Source organism: Pseudomonas sp. NPDC087697, from assembly GCF_044743155.1.
Lineage (GTDB): Bacteria > Pseudomonadota > Gammaproteobacteria > Pseudomonadales > Pseudomonadaceae > Aquipseudomonas.
Genome location: NZ_JBIUVW010000072.1, coordinates 1 through 16,690, shown reverse-complemented (window position 1 = coordinate 16,690; position 16,690 = coordinate 1). Strand labels below are relative to the sequence as shown.

15 protein-coding genes, 1 tRNA gene and 1 pseudogene are annotated in these 16,690 nt (G+C 59.4%); 12 read left to right on the top strand and 5 right to left on the bottom strand.

Annotation, left to right across the window (positions count from 1 at the left end; translation table 11 throughout):
• Positions 1-106: 106 nt before the first annotated feature.
• From ACIPIN_RS28200 to nadA, 12 genes and pseudogenes are all read left to right on the top strand, one after another.
• Positions 107-238 (top strand): annotated as a pseudogene (locus ACIPIN_RS28200) (peptidoglycan-associated lipoprotein); the annotation flags it as partial.
• 6 nt (positions 239-244) lie between these two features.
• On the top strand, positions 245-1,075 hold the full coding sequence (ybgF, locus tag ACIPIN_RS28195) for a tol-pal system protein YbgF (protein ID WP_401124640.1): 831 nt from the start codon (positions 245-247) through the stop codon (positions 1,073-1,075).
• A gap of 167 nt (positions 1,076-1,242) precedes the next feature.
• Complete coding sequence (queE, locus tag ACIPIN_RS28190; RefSeq protein WP_401124638.1) at positions 1,243-1,890, top strand: 7-carboxy-7-deazaguanine synthase QueE; 648 nt, start codon at positions 1,243-1,245, stop codon at positions 1,888-1,890.
• Between the two features lies 1 nt (position 1,891).
• Positions 1,892-2,584 (top strand): 7-cyano-7-deazaguanine synthase QueC, encoded by a 693-nt coding sequence (queC, locus tag ACIPIN_RS28185; RefSeq protein ID WP_401124636.1) that lies wholly within the window; start codon positions 1,892-1,894, stop codon positions 2,582-2,584.
• A 63-nt stretch (positions 2,585-2,647) separates the two neighbouring features.
• Positions 2,648-2,723, top strand: a tRNA-Lys gene (locus ACIPIN_RS28180).
• Positions 2,724-3,473: 750 nt separating this feature from the next.
• On the top strand, positions 3,474-4,904 hold the full coding sequence (locus ACIPIN_RS28175; RefSeq protein WP_401124635.1) for a carbohydrate porin: 1,431 nt from the start codon (positions 3,474-3,476) through the stop codon (positions 4,902-4,904).
• A 109-nt stretch (positions 4,905-5,013) separates the two neighbouring features.
• Positions 5,014-6,153 carry a hypothetical protein gene (locus ACIPIN_RS28170; RefSeq protein WP_401124633.1) on the top strand — a complete coding sequence of 380 codons (1,140 nt, stop codon included), beginning with the start codon at positions 5,014-5,016 and terminating at the stop codon, positions 6,151-6,153.
• The gene (efeB, locus tag ACIPIN_RS28165; protein WP_401124631.1) at positions 6,150-7,454 is read left to right on the top strand and encodes an iron uptake transporter deferrochelatase/peroxidase subunit; all 1,305 of its coding nucleotides are present in this window, start codon (positions 6,150-6,152) and stop codon (positions 7,452-7,454) included. Before ACIPIN_RS28170 ends, efeB begins: the two co-directional genes overlap by 4 nt.
• 80 nt (positions 7,455-7,534) lie before the next feature.
• Positions 7,535-8,560 carry an iron ABC transporter substrate-binding protein gene (locus tag ACIPIN_RS28160; RefSeq protein ID WP_401124629.1) on the top strand — a complete coding sequence of 342 codons (1,026 nt, stop codon included), beginning with the start codon at positions 7,535-7,537 and terminating at the stop codon, positions 8,558-8,560.
• The gene (locus tag ACIPIN_RS28155; RefSeq protein WP_401124628.1) at positions 8,561-10,141 is read left to right on the top strand and encodes an ABC transporter permease; all 1,581 of its coding nucleotides are present in this window, start codon (positions 8,561-8,563) and stop codon (positions 10,139-10,141) included. It abuts the gene before it with no gap.
• A gap of 8 nt (positions 10,142-10,149) precedes the next feature.
• Entirely contained in the window at positions 10,150-11,217 is a 1,068-nt protein-coding gene (locus tag ACIPIN_RS28150) for an ABC transporter ATP-binding protein (RefSeq protein ID WP_401124627.1), read from the top strand.
• A 290-nt stretch (positions 11,218-11,507) separates the two neighbouring features.
• Complete coding sequence (nadA, locus tag ACIPIN_RS28145) at positions 11,508-12,566, top strand: quinolinate synthase NadA (protein WP_401124625.1); 1,059 nt, start codon at positions 11,508-11,510, stop codon at positions 12,564-12,566.
• A 95-nt stretch (positions 12,567-12,661) separates the two neighbouring features.
• Here nadA and ACIPIN_RS28140 read toward each other — a convergent pair whose 3' ends face one another.
• The 5 genes from ACIPIN_RS28140 to ACIPIN_RS28120 form a co-directional block, all read right to left on the bottom strand.
• Complete coding sequence (locus ACIPIN_RS28140; protein ID WP_401124623.1) at positions 12,662-13,150, bottom strand: RDD family protein; 489 nt, start codon at positions 13,148-13,150, stop codon at positions 12,662-12,664.
• A 97-nt stretch (positions 13,151-13,247) separates the two neighbouring features.
• Positions 13,248-13,460 (bottom strand): cold-shock protein, encoded by a 213-nt coding sequence (locus tag ACIPIN_RS28135; protein ID WP_007931076.1) that lies wholly within the window; start codon positions 13,458-13,460, stop codon positions 13,248-13,250.
• Positions 13,461-13,861: 401 nt separating this feature from the next.
• Positions 13,862-14,986 (bottom strand): glycine cleavage system aminomethyltransferase GcvT, encoded by a 1,125-nt coding sequence (gene gcvT, locus ACIPIN_RS28130; RefSeq protein ID WP_401124621.1) that lies wholly within the window; start codon positions 14,984-14,986, stop codon positions 13,862-13,864.
• Between the two features lie 87 nt (positions 14,987-15,073).
• Entirely contained in the window at positions 15,074-16,450 is a 1,377-nt protein-coding gene (locus tag ACIPIN_RS28125; protein WP_401124619.1) for an L-serine ammonia-lyase, read from the bottom strand.
• Between the two features lie 138 nt (positions 16,451-16,588).
• Positions 16,589-16,690: hypothetical protein (locus ACIPIN_RS28120; protein ID WP_401124642.1), on the bottom strand; the 102-nt coding region annotated here is incomplete at its 5' end.

Genomic DNA, 16,690 nt, shown 5'->3' with positions numbered 1-16,690 from the left:
CCCCGCGCCGGGCGGCCGGCGCCCCCCCCCCCCCCCCGCCCCCCCCCCCCGCCCCCCCCCCCCCCCCCGCGCGCGGGGGCGCGCGCCCCCCCCAACCCCCCCACCCCGCTACCTGGTACTGCAAGGTGTTTCCCCAGCTCAGCTGGAACTGGTTTCCTACGGTAAAGAGCGTCCAGTTGCTACTGGTCACGACGAGCAGTCCTGGGCTCAAAACCGTCGCGTCGAACTGCGTAAGTAATTCGTCATGCGAACGTGCCGTCGTGCTGTAACTATTCTGGCTCTCAGCCTCGCACCGCTTGCGGTGTGGGCTGCGGTTCCTGTGGTCGATAACAACTCCGGTTATAACAATAGCGGGAGCAGTTATCCGCCTGCGGGTTACGGTACGAACGGCGCCTATGCCGGGGGAGGGGTTACGGCCCCTGCCTCGGCACAGGGCGAGCTGTTCAACCAACTGCAACAAATGCAGGAACAAATCGCACGCCAACAGGGTGTGATCGAAGTTCTACAAAATGATGTAGCGCGCATGAAGCAGGAAAACCTGGAGCGATATCAGGATCTTGATCGGCGTATTGGAACCGGCGGTGCACCCGCTGCGGCTCCTCAAAATTCTCCAGCCGGTGGCGATATGAATGCCGCCGGTGCAGCTGCAGGTGCGGGCGCTGCTGCTCAAGCGCCAGCGGCCAGCAGCGAACCGGGTGATCCGGCGAAGGAAAAGCTCTATTACGACGCTGCCTTCGACCTGATCAAAGCCAAGGATTTCGACAAGGCCAGCCAGGCCTTTGCGGCATTCCTGCGCAAATACCCGAACAGTCAGTACGCGGGTAATGCCCAGTACTGGTTGGGCGAAGTGAACCTGGCCAAAGGCGATCTGCAAGGTGCGGGTCAGGCTTTTGCCAAGGTTTCGCAGCTGTACCCCAAGCACGCCAAAGTGCCTGACTCGCTGTACAAGCTCGCTGATGTAGAGCGCCGCCTGGGTCATACCGACAAGGTCAAAGGCATTCTGCAGCAGGTGGTTTCCCAATATCCGGGCACTTCCGCCGCTCAGCTGGCCCAGCGCGATCTGCAGCGCATGTAAGGCTGCTTGACCCGTTTACAAGAAACCCGCGCTTGCCGCGGGTTTTTTCGTTAGAATTCACCCCCTTTTTATGAAACACCGCTTTTGGGGATCTGCGCGTTGGCGGGGTTCCTTTAAGTGCCTGACGGAGGCGGACAGCCTGTTTAGCTGTTACGCCCGTGGCGACTATGCAAGACACATTGAGAATTACCGAAGTTTTTTACTCGTTGCAGGGTGAAACGCGGACTGCCGGGCTGCCCACTGTATTTGTGCGCCTGACCGGTTGCCCATTGCGTTGCCAGTACTGCGACAGCGCCTACGCGTTCAGCGGCGGTACGATCAGAACCCTCGACGATATCCTCGAGCAGGTTGCAGGCTTTCGCCCGCGTTACGTCTGCGTAACCGGTGGCGAACCCCTGGCGCAACCTAACGCTATCCCTTTGCTCAAGCAGCTGTGTGACGCCGGTTACGAGGTGTCGCTGGAAACCAGCGGTGCCCTGGATATTTCGGCGGTCGATCCACGGGTCAGCCGAGTGCTTGACCTGAAAACACCTGGGTCGAAAGAATCTCACCGCAACCTCTACGAGAACATCGTGCTGCTAACGGCCAACGATCAGGTCAAGTTTGTGATCTGCTCTCGCGAAGACTATGACTGGGCGGTGTCCAAGCTGATTCAGTACGGTCTCGACCAGCGTGCCGGTGAAGTCCTGTTCTCGCCGAGTCACCATGACTTGAGCGCGCGCGATCTGGCCGACTGGATTGTCGCGGACAACCTGCCGGTACGCCTGCAATTGCAGTTGCATAAATATCTTTGGAACGACGAGCCGGGGCGCTGAAATGACTGAACAACTGAATAAAGCAGAAAAACGCGCAGTAATTCTGCTGTCCGGTGGTCTGGATTCGGCGACCGTCGTCGCCATGGCTCGTGCTGACGGTTACAGCTGCTACACCATGAGCTTCGACTACGGCCAGCGTCACCGCGCCGAGTTGCACGCCGCTGAGCGTGTCGCGCGTGATCTGGGCGTGATCGAACATAAAGTGATTGGCCTGAACCTGAACGGCATTGGTGGCTCGGCACTGACCGACAGCTCCATCGATGTGCCTGAGGCGCCGAGCGAAGGTATCCCGATCACTTACGTGCCGGCGCGCAATACCGTGTTCCTGTCTCTGGCATTGGGCTGGGCCGAAGTGCTCGGCGCGCGCGACATTTTCATCGGCGTGAATGCGGTGGACTATTCCGGTTACCCGGATTGCCGCCCCGAGTTCATCGAAGCCTTCGAGCGCATGGCCAATCTGGCGACCAAGGCTGGGGTAGAGGGGAACGGCTTCCGTATCCAGGCACCGCTGCAAAACCTCAGCAAAGCGCAAATCGTCCAGGCTGGCGTGAAGCTTGGCGTCGACTATGCGCTGACGGTGTCTTGCTATCAGGCGGACGATAACGGCCGTGCATGCGGTAAGTGCGATAGCTGCCGTCTGCGTGCAGAGGGCTTCCTGGCGGCCGGAATCAGCGACCCAACAGCTTATTTTTGATTTATTTCAAATTAGGTGTTGAATAGTCCTTAAAAATCAGTATTATACGCGCCACCACACAGCGGGTCGTTAGCTCAGTTGGTAGAGCAGTTGGCTTTTAACCAATTGGTCGTAGGTTCGAATCCCACACGACCCACCATTTTTATAGCAGTTTAGAAAATCCGGAAGGCCCACGAAAGTGAGGATTTCCGGGTTTTTTTTTGCCTGAAAAATAGTGTGCGCGGGTGGGGAAGGTGTCTATACGATTTGATGCCGACCCTATTGAGCATCAACGTCGCCCACTGAAGAGTCGGGCGGTCTGCCGAGTTCTTCCTGCCGCCGTCACCGCCGATGTGAAGGCGATCTTCATCAACCTCCCTCAGAAAAATGGCAGCACGCGTCGCTAGAACCTTCATGTCTATGCGATGACGGCCAGCCTCCAGCCTTCCTTCCAAGGAAGATTGCCGCGCTCCTGTGGATCAAATTGCAGTGGTCAATTGATCCCTGATACGACGTTGCGCTTTCTTCTGCTTGTGCCGGAACCCGTGACCGCAACGCCTGCCATGCCTCTCCATGACGGGCGCAAATCACGTGGATTGAAAATGAAAAAAATTTCATCTGAAACAATTTGTATTAAAGAAACGCGATGACTAATATGCGGCCGATTCTGATAGTTATTCTCATTACTATTCTCGTACGCGCCTGTTCATAACTACAACCGAGCAAGCTGTGGTGTAGGGGTAGGTCAAAGAATATGGAGTTATAGATGCGGGCAATGTCCTACCACCGATCAAAACTGTGCCGAAAAAACGTCCGGTCCGATTTATTTTCAGCCCGCAAAACATGTCTTGTGGCAACGCTAGAGGGTACGGGGTATCCGCGCAAAACCATCACTGCTCTTGCGACTGCAATGACATGCGCGTTCGCTTGCATCTGGATCAGCCCGACGTTTGCAGCACAAACAGGGAGTGCGGGTAATTCGTCACTGGCTGCCGACGAGATCAACCCCGTTGACCTGCCCGAGGCGGATCTAGCAATCAAAGCCGCGCCAGCCGACCAGTGGACCGGTTTCTGGACGCGCCAAAGTATGCTCGGCGATATTGGTGGGTTGCGCTCGGCCCTCGCGGGTTATGGCGTGACCCTGGCGCTGACGGAAACCAGCGAATACCTGAACAATGCCAAGGGCGGCTTGAATCGCGGTGGGGACTACGACGGTCTCACGACCATGACGCTGAAGCTCGACACCCTCAAGCTCTTCGGCCTGGCAGGCGGCACCCTCAACATCAGTGCAGTGAACATTCACGGGCGCAACCTGAGCGCGGACAAGCTGGGCACCCTGCAAACCGCCAGCGGCATCGAGGCGGACACCGGTACCCGTCTGTGGGAGGCCTGGTATCAGCAGAAATTCCTCGATGAGACCCTGGACGTCCGGGCAGGGCAGCAAAGCATCGACCAGGAGTTCATGGTCAGCCAGTACGCCAGTACCTTCGTCAACACCATGTTCGGCTGGCCGGCGGTGCCGTCCTACGACATGCCGGCCGGTGGCCCCGCCTACCCGTTGTCCGCATTGGGGATGCGTGTACGCGTCCATCCGACCGATGCGATTACCGTACTCGCGGGTGTCTACGACGGTAACCCGGCCGGCACCAACGAAGGTGATCCACAACGGCAAAACGCCCACGGCACCAACTTCGATCTGCACACCGGCGCGCTGTACATTGCCGAGCTGCAGTACGGCGTCAACCAAGCCTCGCTGGGTCAAACGGAGACCGCCAACGCCGGACTGCCGGGCACCTACAAACTCGGCGCCTGGTACAACACGCAGAACTTCGCCGACCAGCGCTTCGACACCGACGGGCTGTCGCTCGCCGATCCGGCCAGCAATGGCAATCCGACCGAGCACTCGGGCAACTACAGCGTGTATGCCGTGGCCGACCAGATGGTCTGGCGCATGGCCCCGGACAGCCCGCGTTCGGTGGGCGTGTTTGCCCGGGTCATGGGCGCGCCGGGGGATCGCAACCTGATTGGTTTCAGTGCCAACGCCGGTGTGACCCTCACCGCGCCCTTCGAAGGACGCGATACCGATACGGTCAGCCTGGGGATGGGTTACGTCAAGGTCGGCAGTGGTGCCGCCGGCCTGGATCTCGATAGCGGCAACCGCGTGCGCAACGGCGAGACTTATGTGGAAGCGACCTACCAGTATCAGCTGACCCCCTGGCTGCAACTGCAACCGGACATTCAGTACACCTTCAATCCAGGGGCGGGCCAGAGCCCGAATGACCCAACACTACGACTGGGTGACACGTTGGTCTGGGGACTGCGCACCAACATCACCCTCTAGATCGGCCGATGGCCGGCGGTCTTCGCTCGCCAAACCGCACCGATCAGCCTTGTTTGATTTCGGCCCTGCCTGACAGGGCCTGTCGACTTCGAGAAATCAGGAGTATTGCATGACGTATTCGAGCCTGCCGCGCCTGGGCAAGGGCCTTGTGGCCCTGGCCACGCTATTGACGTTCAACGTCGTTCTGCCTGCACATGCCGATGAGCCCCAGGGCTTTTTGCCGAACATCCACAAGCACCTCAGCCTGACGTCCACGGTCCCGGACAATGGCGACCAGAACCCGTACGCCATTGCCGTGGCACCGGTGTCCGCCGGGAAAATCCAGAAGGGCGATGTGCTGGTCGATAACTTCAACAACGCGGCCAACCTGCAGGGTGTCGGCACGACCATTGTCGATTACAACCCGACCACCAGGCAGATGTCGTTGTTTGCCCAATTGCCCCATGACTTGCCTCAGTGCCCGGGGGGCGTAGGCCTCAGTACCGCGATGACCATGCTCAAGAGTGGTTGGGTGATCGTCGGCAGTACACCGAGCAATGACGGGACCACCGACACCAAGGGCGCGGGTTGCCTGGTGGTGCTCGACCCGAACGGCAAGGTCGTCGATGTCTGGTCCGGTCCGAACATCAACGATCCCTGGGGCAACATGGCGGTGATCGACAACGGCTCTACTGCGACGTTGTTTGTCAGCAATGCGGGCTTTGGTCTCGGCAGCGCCAAAGGGACGCCACCGGTGGTGATTCAGTCCACGGTACTGCGCCTGGACCTGTCGATCCCGGAGGGCAAGCCACCGGTGATCAACAGCCAGACCGTCGTCGGCAGCGGTTTCAGCGCACAGGCTGACAAAGGCGTGTTTCTTGTCGGACCTACTGGCCTGGCGATGGGCAAGGACGACAAATTGTACGTCTCCGATACGCTTGCCAACCGCATCAGCGAAATCTGGGATGCCACGACCCGTACCACCAGCGCGGGTGTCGGCCGCACGCTGACCAAGGATGGGATGTTACTGCGTCCGCTGGCGATGGCAACAGCGCCTAATGGCCATCTGTTAGTGACCAACGGCCTGAACGGCAAGGTAGTGGAGATCGACCCGCAAAGCGGCAAGCAACTCTACGCTCAGTGGATCGACGCTAACAAAGCACAAACACCGCCAGGCAATGGCGACTTGTTCGGCATTGCCATGACGCCTGCAGGTGACGGTTTCTACTACGTGGAAGACGACGTGAACATGCTGGTCCTGGCCAAATGAGCAAGTACGACGACAGCACTCCCGGACTGTCTCGGCGCGGCTTCTTGAGCGCTGCCGGCAGTCTGGCTGTTGCCGCGGGCACGATCGGGACCAGCGGTGTGGCCGCTGCAGAAAGCCTGGTCAAGAGTCACCGTCCGGCCAGCGCAAAGTCCATGGTTGAACCGTTCTATGGCGTGCATCAGGGCGGAATTCTGACGCCGCAGCAAACGCATTCCATTTTTGCCGCGTTCGATCTTGAAACCAGTGCGCGTGCGGATGTCATCGCGTTGTTGAAGCGCTGGACCGACGCGGCCAACCGTATGAGCCGTGGTGAAACCGCGCAGCCGCTGAGCAATCCCAAGGATGCTGCGCCTCTTGATGGTGGCTCGGCAGCGGGACTCACACCTGCTCGCTTGACCATTACTTTTGGCTTTGGACCTGGGTTGTTCACGCGCGACGGAGCGGACCGCTACGGTCTGGCGGCGCGTCGCCCGGAAGCGCTGGTCGACTTGCCGAAATTCAATGGCGACCAGCTGATTGCGGAAAAATCGGGTGGGGATCTGAGCATTCAGGCCTGTGCCGATGATCCGCAAGTGGCGTTCCACGCGCTGCGCGAGTTGGTCAGCCTGGCGACTGGCGTAGCCTCGATCAAGTGGATGCAGTCCGGCTTTGCCAGTCCACCGGCCGCAGGCGGCACCGGTCGGAATTTGATGGGATTCAAAGACGGCACCAACAATCCTGCCACTCATAGCAGCGATGCGATGAACAAGGTGGTTTGGGCTGGCGATGAAGGCGGCTGGATGAAGGAGGGCTCCTATGTTGTGGTGCGCCGCATTCGCATCGCTCTTGAGCACTGGGACAAGACGGAACTGGGTTTTCAGGAGGAAGTCGTCGGCCGCTACAAAGCCAATGGCGCACCGCTCGGCAAGACCCACGAATTCGACCCTTTAGACCTGAACGCTGAGGACAAGGACGGCAACCCGGTAATCCCGGCCAACGCGCATGCGCGACTGTCATCCGCCGCTGAAAACGACGGTGCGCAAATCCTGCGTCGCGCCTACTCGTACAACGACGGTGTCGGCTTTTATGCCGAGCGTTGGCCGCCATGGCGTCAGGGCATCATGCTGGATGCCGGGTTGTTTTTCGTCGCCTATCAACGCGACCCGCGCACTGGCTTTATCAAGATCAACAAGAAGCTGGCGACCGAAGACATCATGAATCAGTTCACCACCCATGTGGGGAGCGCGATTTTTGCCTGTCCGCCAGGGGTCACCGAGGGTTCGTTCATCGGCGCCAAGCTGTTCGAAGGGCTGGAAGGGTAAGGGCTGTCGAGCAGGAGCGCATCGTCTATAGATGATGCGCTCCATAGGCTGTATCCATCGTTGTATTTGGAGCATTGCGAATGTCTTTCAAGGTTTTCAACGGCAAGTTGCCGCGTACTTTCCAACTCGCTTTCGTGGCTGCTGCGGTACTGGCCTCGGGCATCTCTCAGGCGGCCTCATTGACGCTGTACAGCGCGCAGCATGAGCAGACCGTCAATCTGCTGGTCAAGGATTTCGAAAAGCAGACCGGCATTTCGGTGAAAGTGCGTACCGGCGAGGGGCCGGAACTGGCGGCGCAATTGCTGGCCGAAGGCAGCGCCTCGCCAGCCGATGTGTATTTCACTTCGAACTCTCCCGAACTGATGTTGCTGGAAGAAAAGGGCATGCTGGAGAAAGTGGAGCCCTCCACCTTGTCCACTATCCCGGCTCGTTACAATTCGCCGAGCGGCGAGTGGGTCGGCGTGGTGGCACGTGAAAACGTGCTGATCTACAACACCAAGCTGATCAAACCTGCTGAATTGTCGACCTCGCTGCTCGACCTGGCCGAGCCGGCCTGGAAAGGCAAACTGGCCATTGCTCCGTCCGATGGCGATTTCCTGCCGCTGGTCAGCGCGGTGCTGGCAATGAAGGGCGAAGCCGCCACCTTGCAGTGGCTTAAGGGCCTGCGCACCAACTCTCAGATTTTCAACGACAACGAAGGCGTGACCGCTGCCGTCAACCGTGGCGGGGTCGCTACCGGCATCATCAATAACTACTATTGGGCTCGCCTGCATACCGAGCTGGGTGACAAGGGGACGCACAGCGCGCTTCATCACTTTGGTAACGCTGATGTCGGGGCGCTGATCAACGTGTCGGGCGTCGCAGTCCTGAAGACCACGCACAATCAGGACGCTTCGCAAAAGTTTCTCGCCTATCTGACCAGCGAGAGCGCTCAACAACTGATGGCGAAAAGCAAGGTGACCTACGAATACCCGCTACGCGCAGGTGTAGCTCCCGACCCTCTGCTTACGCCGTTCAGTCAGCTTTCACCGCCACCGCTGGACATGAAAACGCTGGGTGACGATAGCCACGCTGCCAAGTTGCTGCGTCAGGCCGGCTTGCTGTAAATGGAAAACCTGGCTGTTGCAGCCAAGTCCGAACGGCGTACGCCGTTCGGGCTTTTTGTCGTTTGTTTCGGTGTGGCGCTGCTGGTGCTGTTGCCGCTTGCCTTCACGCTGAAGCAGGCGGCAAGTTTCGGATACGATGACGCGATCGAGCTATTGTTTCGCCCTCTCGTCGGGGAACTCGCCTTCAATACCTTGCTTATTGTAGGTACGGCCACTTTCGCCTCGGCCGTGATCGGTACTGGCGTGGCATGGTTCGTAGAGCGTACACATCTGCCCGGCCGACGTATCTGGGCTGTGCTCGCGGCTGTGCCGCTTGCCGTACCGCCCTTCATCACCAGCTACGCGTGGCTATCCTTCAGCCTGTCGTTGCAAGATTTCGCCGGCGCCTTGCTGGTCGTCACCACCGCCTACTTTCCACTGGTTTACCTCCCCGTATCCGCTGCGCTCAGGGGCATGGATCCGGCTTTGGAGGAAACCGCCCGTTCGCTCGGGCTCGGACCGTGGCGCTGCTTCTTTCGCGTGGTATTGCCGCAGCTAAAACCAGCATTGCTGGGGGGAGTGCTACTGGTTGCCCTCAGCGTACTGTCTGAGTTTGGCGCGTTCGTGCTATTGCGTTTTCGCACCTTTACCACCGAAATTTACGCCGAGTATCGCGCCAGCTTCGACGGATCCGGTGCAGCCTTGCTTGCCTGCATCCTGATGCTGTTGTGTTTGATTTGCCTGGTGGCGGAATTCAAGGTACGTGGACTCACGCGCTACGATCGGCTTGACCGCGGCGCGCGCCGATCAGCCATTCGCTACGAACTGGGCTGGGGGAAATGGCTGGTATGGAGCGGATTTGCCGGCTTGACGACCGCAACGCTGGGGATACCGCTGGGTATGATCGGTTACTGGTTGCTGCAACACAGCGAGGCTGCGGTGACTCCGGTCGAGGTGTCGGTAGAGCAACTGATCAGCGCCACCTGTGCTTCTCTCGGGTTTGGCTTGGCCGGCGCGGCGCTCACCACCTTGCTCGCGCTGCCGTTGGGCTTTTTACTGGTGCGCTATCCAGGCCGGATCGCCACTGTGCTCGGGCGTATCGCTTATCTAGGGCAAGGCGTTCCGGGGATTGTGATCGCCTTGGCTGTGATTTCGATCTCGATCCATATCATCCAGCCGCTGTACCAGAGCGCTGCGTTGTTGGTGCTCACGTATTCGATCCTGTTCTTGCCGCTGGCGCTGGTCGGTGTGCACGCTGCGCTGGTCCAGATCGAACCTCGCCTTGAGGATACGGCCCGCTCGTTGGGGCTAAGTGGGTGGCAAACGGCATGGCGTGTGATTTTGCCGCTGGCCGGGCCTGGCATCGGCGCCGCTGCATCGATGGTATTCATCACCATCGTCACAGAGCTGACCGCCACATTATTGTTATCGCCCATCGGCACGCGGACCCTCGCCACACAGGTTTGGGTTGATACCTCTGCGTTGGCTTTTGCCGCAGCAGCGCCGTATGCAGCCATGCTGGTCGGTATTTCGCTCTTCTCCACCTGGCTGCTGATGTCGCTGTTCGGCAAATCGGCAGTGCTGGGTAGCATCCAACCATAGGCACGATCATGGCTGACTTACACATTCATGGCCTCAGCAAAAAGTTCGGCAGCACTCCGGTGTTGCGTGGCGTCGATTTGTCGGTGTCCTCCGGCAGCCTGGTCGCCATTCTCGGCCCGTCCGGCAGCGGCAAGACCACCCTGTTGCGTTTGTTGTGTGGTTTCGAACGCGGGGATGCGGGGACAATTCAGATTAATGGCCAGAGGGTAACCGGCCCCAACGTATTTGTTCCGTCCGAGAAGCGCCACATCGGCTATGTGCCGCAGGAAGGAGCGCTATTCCCGCACCTGTCGGTCGCCGACAACATCGTATTTGGCCTGCCGCGCCAACTGCGCAAGGCGCGGCACCGGGTCGACGAGTTGTTGGAACTGGTCGGGTTGCATACCAGCTTTGCCAGTCGATCACCGCATGCATTGTCAGGCGGGCAGCAGCAGCGAGTTGCGCTGGCACGAGCACTCGCGCCCGCACCTGCATTGGTACTGCTCGATGAGCCGTTTTCCTCGCTGGATGCCGCTTTGCGGGTGGAAACCCGGCAAGCAGTGGCGCAGGCCTTGACGGCTGCGGGTGCCACCGCGTTGCTGGTCACTCATGATCAGTCCGAGGCGTTGTCGATGGGTAGTCAGGTGGCAGTGTTATGGGATGGCCGACTGGTACAAGTGGCGAGCCCCGAGCAGTTGTACCGTAACCCGGTGAGTCCTGAGCTCGCGCGCTTCGTAGGCGATGCCGTGTTGTTGTCTGGTGTAGCCGAAAACGGCAGTGTGACCTGTGCCTTGGGGCAATTGCGGCTGATGGCCGGGATGCCCGAGGGGGCGGTACACGTGTTGCTGCGACCAGAGCAGATAAGGCTTATCCCATTTCATGACGGTGCTGGTATCGGTGCAGCCAAGGCCCGAGGGCGGGTACTGAAAGTGGACTATTACGGTCACGATGCCTGCGTACGACTGAGCCTTTCTGGTGAGGCGGCTTCATCGACAGTGCTGACTTCACGTTTGCCAGGCCATCTATGCCCGCGGCCAGGTGATGAAGTTAGCATCATCGTTGAGGGGGAAGTGCTGGTGTATCGCGCGACGAATTGAACGCCCCTCCAGCACAGTGAGGGGCCGTTTGCGCAGCCAGAGCGCGCTTCATGAGCGTGAGTATTTGCGGGTTTTTTCTTGCCGGCGATTTGAGCCCGCCCAAGTCTTGGGCTGCACCGTGTGACGCAGGTCAGAATCATCTTTTGCATCAGCGGGATATTCTGTAGCCTTGCGCAGCTTCAGCGCTGTCCGTGCCTGATCAATACTCACTCTCCCGGCGGTACCCAACAGGGTCCGGAGCCGGGTGTATACTCGACTTTCGCGCGAATGCGCCTGCAGGTCTTGCGAACATGACGCAAATTTCCGAACGCCTTCTGGTTCAAGCTCACCTCGACGCCAAGCAGCCCAAGCCGCTGACAGCGGAGGAAGAGGCTTATTACCGTGCCGCCATCGCCGCCGAGCTCAAGGCTCAGGACGCGGTGCTGGTTGCCCACTTCTATTGCGATCCGATCATTCAGGCCCTGGCCGAAGAAACCGGCGGCTGCGTTTCCGACTCCCTGGAAATGGCCCGCTTCGGCAATGCTCACCCGGCCAAGACCGTCGTGGTTGCCGGCGTGAAGTTCATGGGTGAGACCGCAAAAATCCTCAACCCGGAAAAACGTGTACTGATGCCGACCCTGGAAGCGACCTGCTCGCTGGACCTCGGTTGCCCGGTCGACGAGTTCTCGGCGTTTTGCGATCAACACCCTGAGCGCACGGTGGTGGTATATGCCAATACCTCGGCAGCGGTGAAGGCGCGGGCGGACTGGGTGGTGACATCCAGCTGTGCACTGGAGATTGTCGAAAGCCTGATGGATAACGGCGAGACGATCATCTGGGGGCCGGACAAGCACCTGGGCACTTACATCCAGCGCCAGACCGGCGCCGACATGCTGCTTTGGGACGGTGCCTGCATCGTTCACGAAGAGTTCAAGGCCAAACAGCTGGAAGACATGAAAGCCCTGTATCCGGATGCCGCTATCCTGGTGCACCCGGAGTCGCCGACGGCGGTGATCGAGTTGGCCGATGCGGTGGGTTCCACCAGTCAGCTGATCGCCGCCGCGCAAAGGCTGCCGAACAAGACCCTGATCGTGGCTACCGACCGCGGCATCTTCTACAAGATGCAGCAGCTGTGCCCGGACAAGGTCTTTATCGAGGCGCCTACGGCCGGCAACGGCGCGGCATGCCGCAGTTGCGCGCATTGCCCGTGGATGGCGATGAACACCCTTGAGCGCACGCTACAGTGCCTGCGTGAGGGCTCCAACGAGATCTTCGTCGAGCCGGCGCTGATCCCTCAGGCGATTCGCCCGCTCAAGCGCATGCTCGACTTCACGGCGGCAGCGCGGATGAAGTTGGCGGGTAACGCTTGAGGTCAAAAGCTTAAGATCAAAAGATCGCAGCCTTCGGCAGCTCCTACACGGTTTACGTAGGAGCTGCCGAAGGCTGCGATCTTTTTTTTTGTGCGCTATTTTTTCTTCTTTGGGATCTGCACCAGCTGGCTGTTGGAGTACATGTCGTGCCAGCTGCGCTGCTGTTTGTCGAAGAGCACCCAGAAGAACCCCAGGCCTGCGCACAGCAAGGACGCGATCGACACTACAAAGCGCAACAGCGCCTGCCATAGGCTGATCGCCGAGCCGTCGGCGTTCTGCACACGGATGCACCAGACTTGCATACCGAGGGTCTGACCGGACCAGGTCCAGAACTTGGCGAAGAAGCCAAACAGCACGAACAGCAGGATGGTCGAGAACAGCGGGTCACCATCCAGCGCACCGGCCTCAGTCAGGGCACGCATCTTCTCTTCGCCGATAATTGCCATCTGCACCATCTTGTAGATACCGCCCGTGACGATCAGCAGGGCGGTGCACAGCAAAAAGTCGTAGAACATCGCTGCCAGGCGACGGCCCAGGCCGGCGATGGGGAATTCACCCTGGGGGCTTAGCAGGTGTTTCGACATGGAGTGGTTCTCGGCTGAAAAAAGAAGCCATTTTACGGAATTACGCGCACAAAAAAGCCCCTGATGTCAGCATCAGGGGCTTTTTCGTTACAGAAGATCAGCCTTCTGCTTGTACTTCGTCAGCTTGCATGCCTTTCTGGCCCTGCACAGCGATGAAGGTGACTTTCTGGCCTTCTTTCAGGCTCTTGAAGCCGTTGCCCTGAATGGCGCGGAAATGCACGAACAGATCCGGACCGCTTTCTGGAGTGATAAAACCAAAACCTTTCTCGTCGTTAAACCACTTGACGGTGCCGCTCTGACGTTGGGACATTTCTTATTTCCTTTGACGCAAAAATTGATGACAGTCTCTTTCTCATGAAAGAGTACTGGAGCTGGTTGCAGGAGAGTAAGAGACGTCGAACGGGATGTAGCTAACTTGTAGGCTACTGCCCAGGTCACGATTCAAAGCGACCCATGCAAACACAGTGAACAAACTCTACGCCAACTACGGGAGAAAAAACAAGCCCCGTGCAAGCCCTGTATTGCTTGGCTTGATGGCTGTTTCAGATGATTGTTAGTGCGACTTATTCGATAGAGTTGTTCAATTGTTTTCGATTGTTATAAGCCAGGTTCACAATCGAAGTATCTGGTCAAGGTATGCACTGCTTTATGGCGGCTGCGTTACAGATTAGTGCACTGTTACGCAACCGCGTTACTTATAGGAACAGTCAATCAACCGCGATAGTAGCGTTGTGGAACAAATGGCATTTTGCTTACAAGCAAAGGCACCTTTTTCCCACGAACAATCGCCCAGACTTGGGTATCGAGTGCGATGTAAGCACTGTCGAGGTAACCCATGGCCAGAGGACCACCCAGAGTTGGTCCGAAGCCGCCGCTGCAGACGCTGCCGATGATCGTGCCATCTGCGTTGACGATTTCTGCACCTTCGCGCACCGGCGTGCGTTCCTGAGGCAGCAGGCCGACGCGTTTGCGGCTGACACCGTTTTGTTGCTGGGCGAATACGCTTTCGGCACCCGGGAAGCCACCGGCGCGCGCGCCGTCTGCACGCCGTGGCTTGGAGATGGCCCAGAGCAGGCTGGCTTCGATCGGTGTGGTCTCGGTGTTCATGTCATGGCCGTAGAGGCACAGGCCGGCTTCCAGTCGCAGCGAGTCGCGGGCGCCAAGGCCGATGGCCGCGACTTCCGGCTCGGCCAGCAAGGCACGCGCCAGGGCTTCGGCATTGGCGGCCGGCACGGAGATTTCGAAACCGTCTTCACCGGTGTAGCCCGAACGGCTGACAAAGCAGTCGACGCCCAGCAAGCTCACTCGGGCGAACTGCATGAACGTCATCTTGGCCACTTCAGGGGCCAGACGCGCGAGCACAGTCACTGCGGCCGGGCCTTGCAGAGCGAGCAGGGCGCGTTCTTCGAACAACGGCTCGATACCGCACTGATCGCCAATCTGTTTGCGCAGGTGTGCCAGATCCTGATCCTTGCAGGCAGCGTTGACCACCAGGAACAACTCGTCGTTACCCAGGTTGGCGACCATCAGGTCGTCGAGGATGCCACCGTTCTCGTTGGTGAACATCGCATAGCGCTGCATGCCCACTGGCAGGTCGATGATGTCCACCGGCACCAGAGTTTCCAGGGCCTTGGCGGCACTGGCACCGGTCAGGCGAATCTGGCCCATGTGCGAGACATCGAACAGCCCGGCCTGATCACGGGTGTGCTGGTGTTCCTTCATCACGCCCAGTGGGTATTGCACCGGCATGTCGTAGCCGGCGAAAGGCACCATACGGGCGCCGAGTTCGATGTGCAGTGCGTGCAACGGGGTTTTCGACAGTTGTTCGGTGGACATTCGGGACTCCTTGAAATATGGGTTGGGCTTGGGATCTACCCCTCACCCCAGCCCTCTCCCCAGAGGGGAGAGGGCGCTAAATGAAGATCAGCACTCGATAATGTTGACCGCCAAACCGCCACGGGCGGTTTCCTTGTATTTGCTTTTCATGTCGGCGCCGGTCTGGCGCATGGTGCGGATGACTTTGTCGAGAGAGACGAAGTGCTGACCGTCGCCACGCAGGGCGATGCGCACCGCATTGATGGCTTTGACCGAGCCCATGGCATTGCGCTCGATGCACGGCACCTGCACCAGCCCGCCAATCGGGTCGCAGGTCAGGCCGAGGTTGTGTTCCATGCCGATCTCGGCGGCGTTTTCCACCTGCTGCACCGTGCCGCCGAGCACTTCGCAGAGGGCGCCGGCAGCCATTGAACAGGCCACGCCGACTTCGCCCTGACAGCCGACCTCGGCGCCGGAGATCGAAGCGTTTTCCTTGTACAGAATGCCGATGGCGGCGGCGGTGAGCAGGAATCGCACCACGCCGTCTTCGGTCGCACCGGGAATGAAGCGCATGTAGTAATGCAACACCGCCGGGACGATGCCGGCTGCACCGTTGGTCGGTGCCGTGACCACGCGCCCGCCGTTGGCGTTTTCTTCGTTTACCGCCAGTGCATACAGGTTGACCCAGTCGAGCACCGACAACGGATCGCGCAGCGACGATTCCGGGTTCTCGCACAGTTGCCGATGCAGCGCCGCTGCTCGACGTTTGACCTTCAAGCCACCGGGCAGAATCCCTTCGTTGCGGCAGCCAGCGGCGACGCAGTCCTGCATCACTTGCCAGATTTTCAGCAGGCCGGCGCGGGTTTCCGCTTCCGGGCGCCAGGCGCTTTCGTTGGTCAGCATCACCTGGCTGATGGACAGCCCGTAAGTAGCGCAATGGCCGAGCAGGTCCTTGGCACTTTTGAACGGGAAAGTCAGCGGCGTTGCATCCTCGACGATGCGGTCGGCGCCGGCAGCATCTTCGTCGACCACAAAGCCGCCACCGACCGAGTAATACTCGCGGCTGCGGATCTGGATACCGGCCGCATCGAAGGCGCGGAAGATCATGCCGTTGGGGTGATAGGCCAACGGCTTGCGGATCATCGCCAGGTGGAGTTTTTCGTTGAATTCGATGACGTGCTCACCGAGCAGGTTCAAGCGACCGCTGCTGCGAATCTCATGCAGGCGGGCGGCGATGTTCTCGGTGTTCACAGTGTCCGGGTGCTCACCTTCCAGGCCCAGCAACACAGCCTTGTCGCTGCCGTGGCCTTTGCCGGTGGCGCCGAGCGAGCCATAGAGCTCGACTTTGACGCAGGTGGTTGCCGCCAGCAGGTTTTCACGACGCAGGCCTTCGACGAAGCGCGCAGCGGCGCGCATCGGGCCGACGGTGTGGGAGCTGGAGGGGCCGATGCCAATCTTGAACAGGTCGAACACGCTTAACGACATGGTTGTTCTCCGGTTTCTTGTTATGAGGATCAACATCAATCCTGTGGGGAGCCGGGATCCTGTGGGAGCGAGCAAGCCCGCTCCCACAGGGGGAATGCGGTGTTCTTGCGGGGGCAGGTGAATCCGCCCCCGCATAGATCAAGCGTAGCTTTCGATCGACGGGCAGGCGCAGATCAGGTTGCGGTCGCCAAACACGTTGTCGACCCGGCCGACCGGCGGCCAGTACTTGCCTTCGATCAA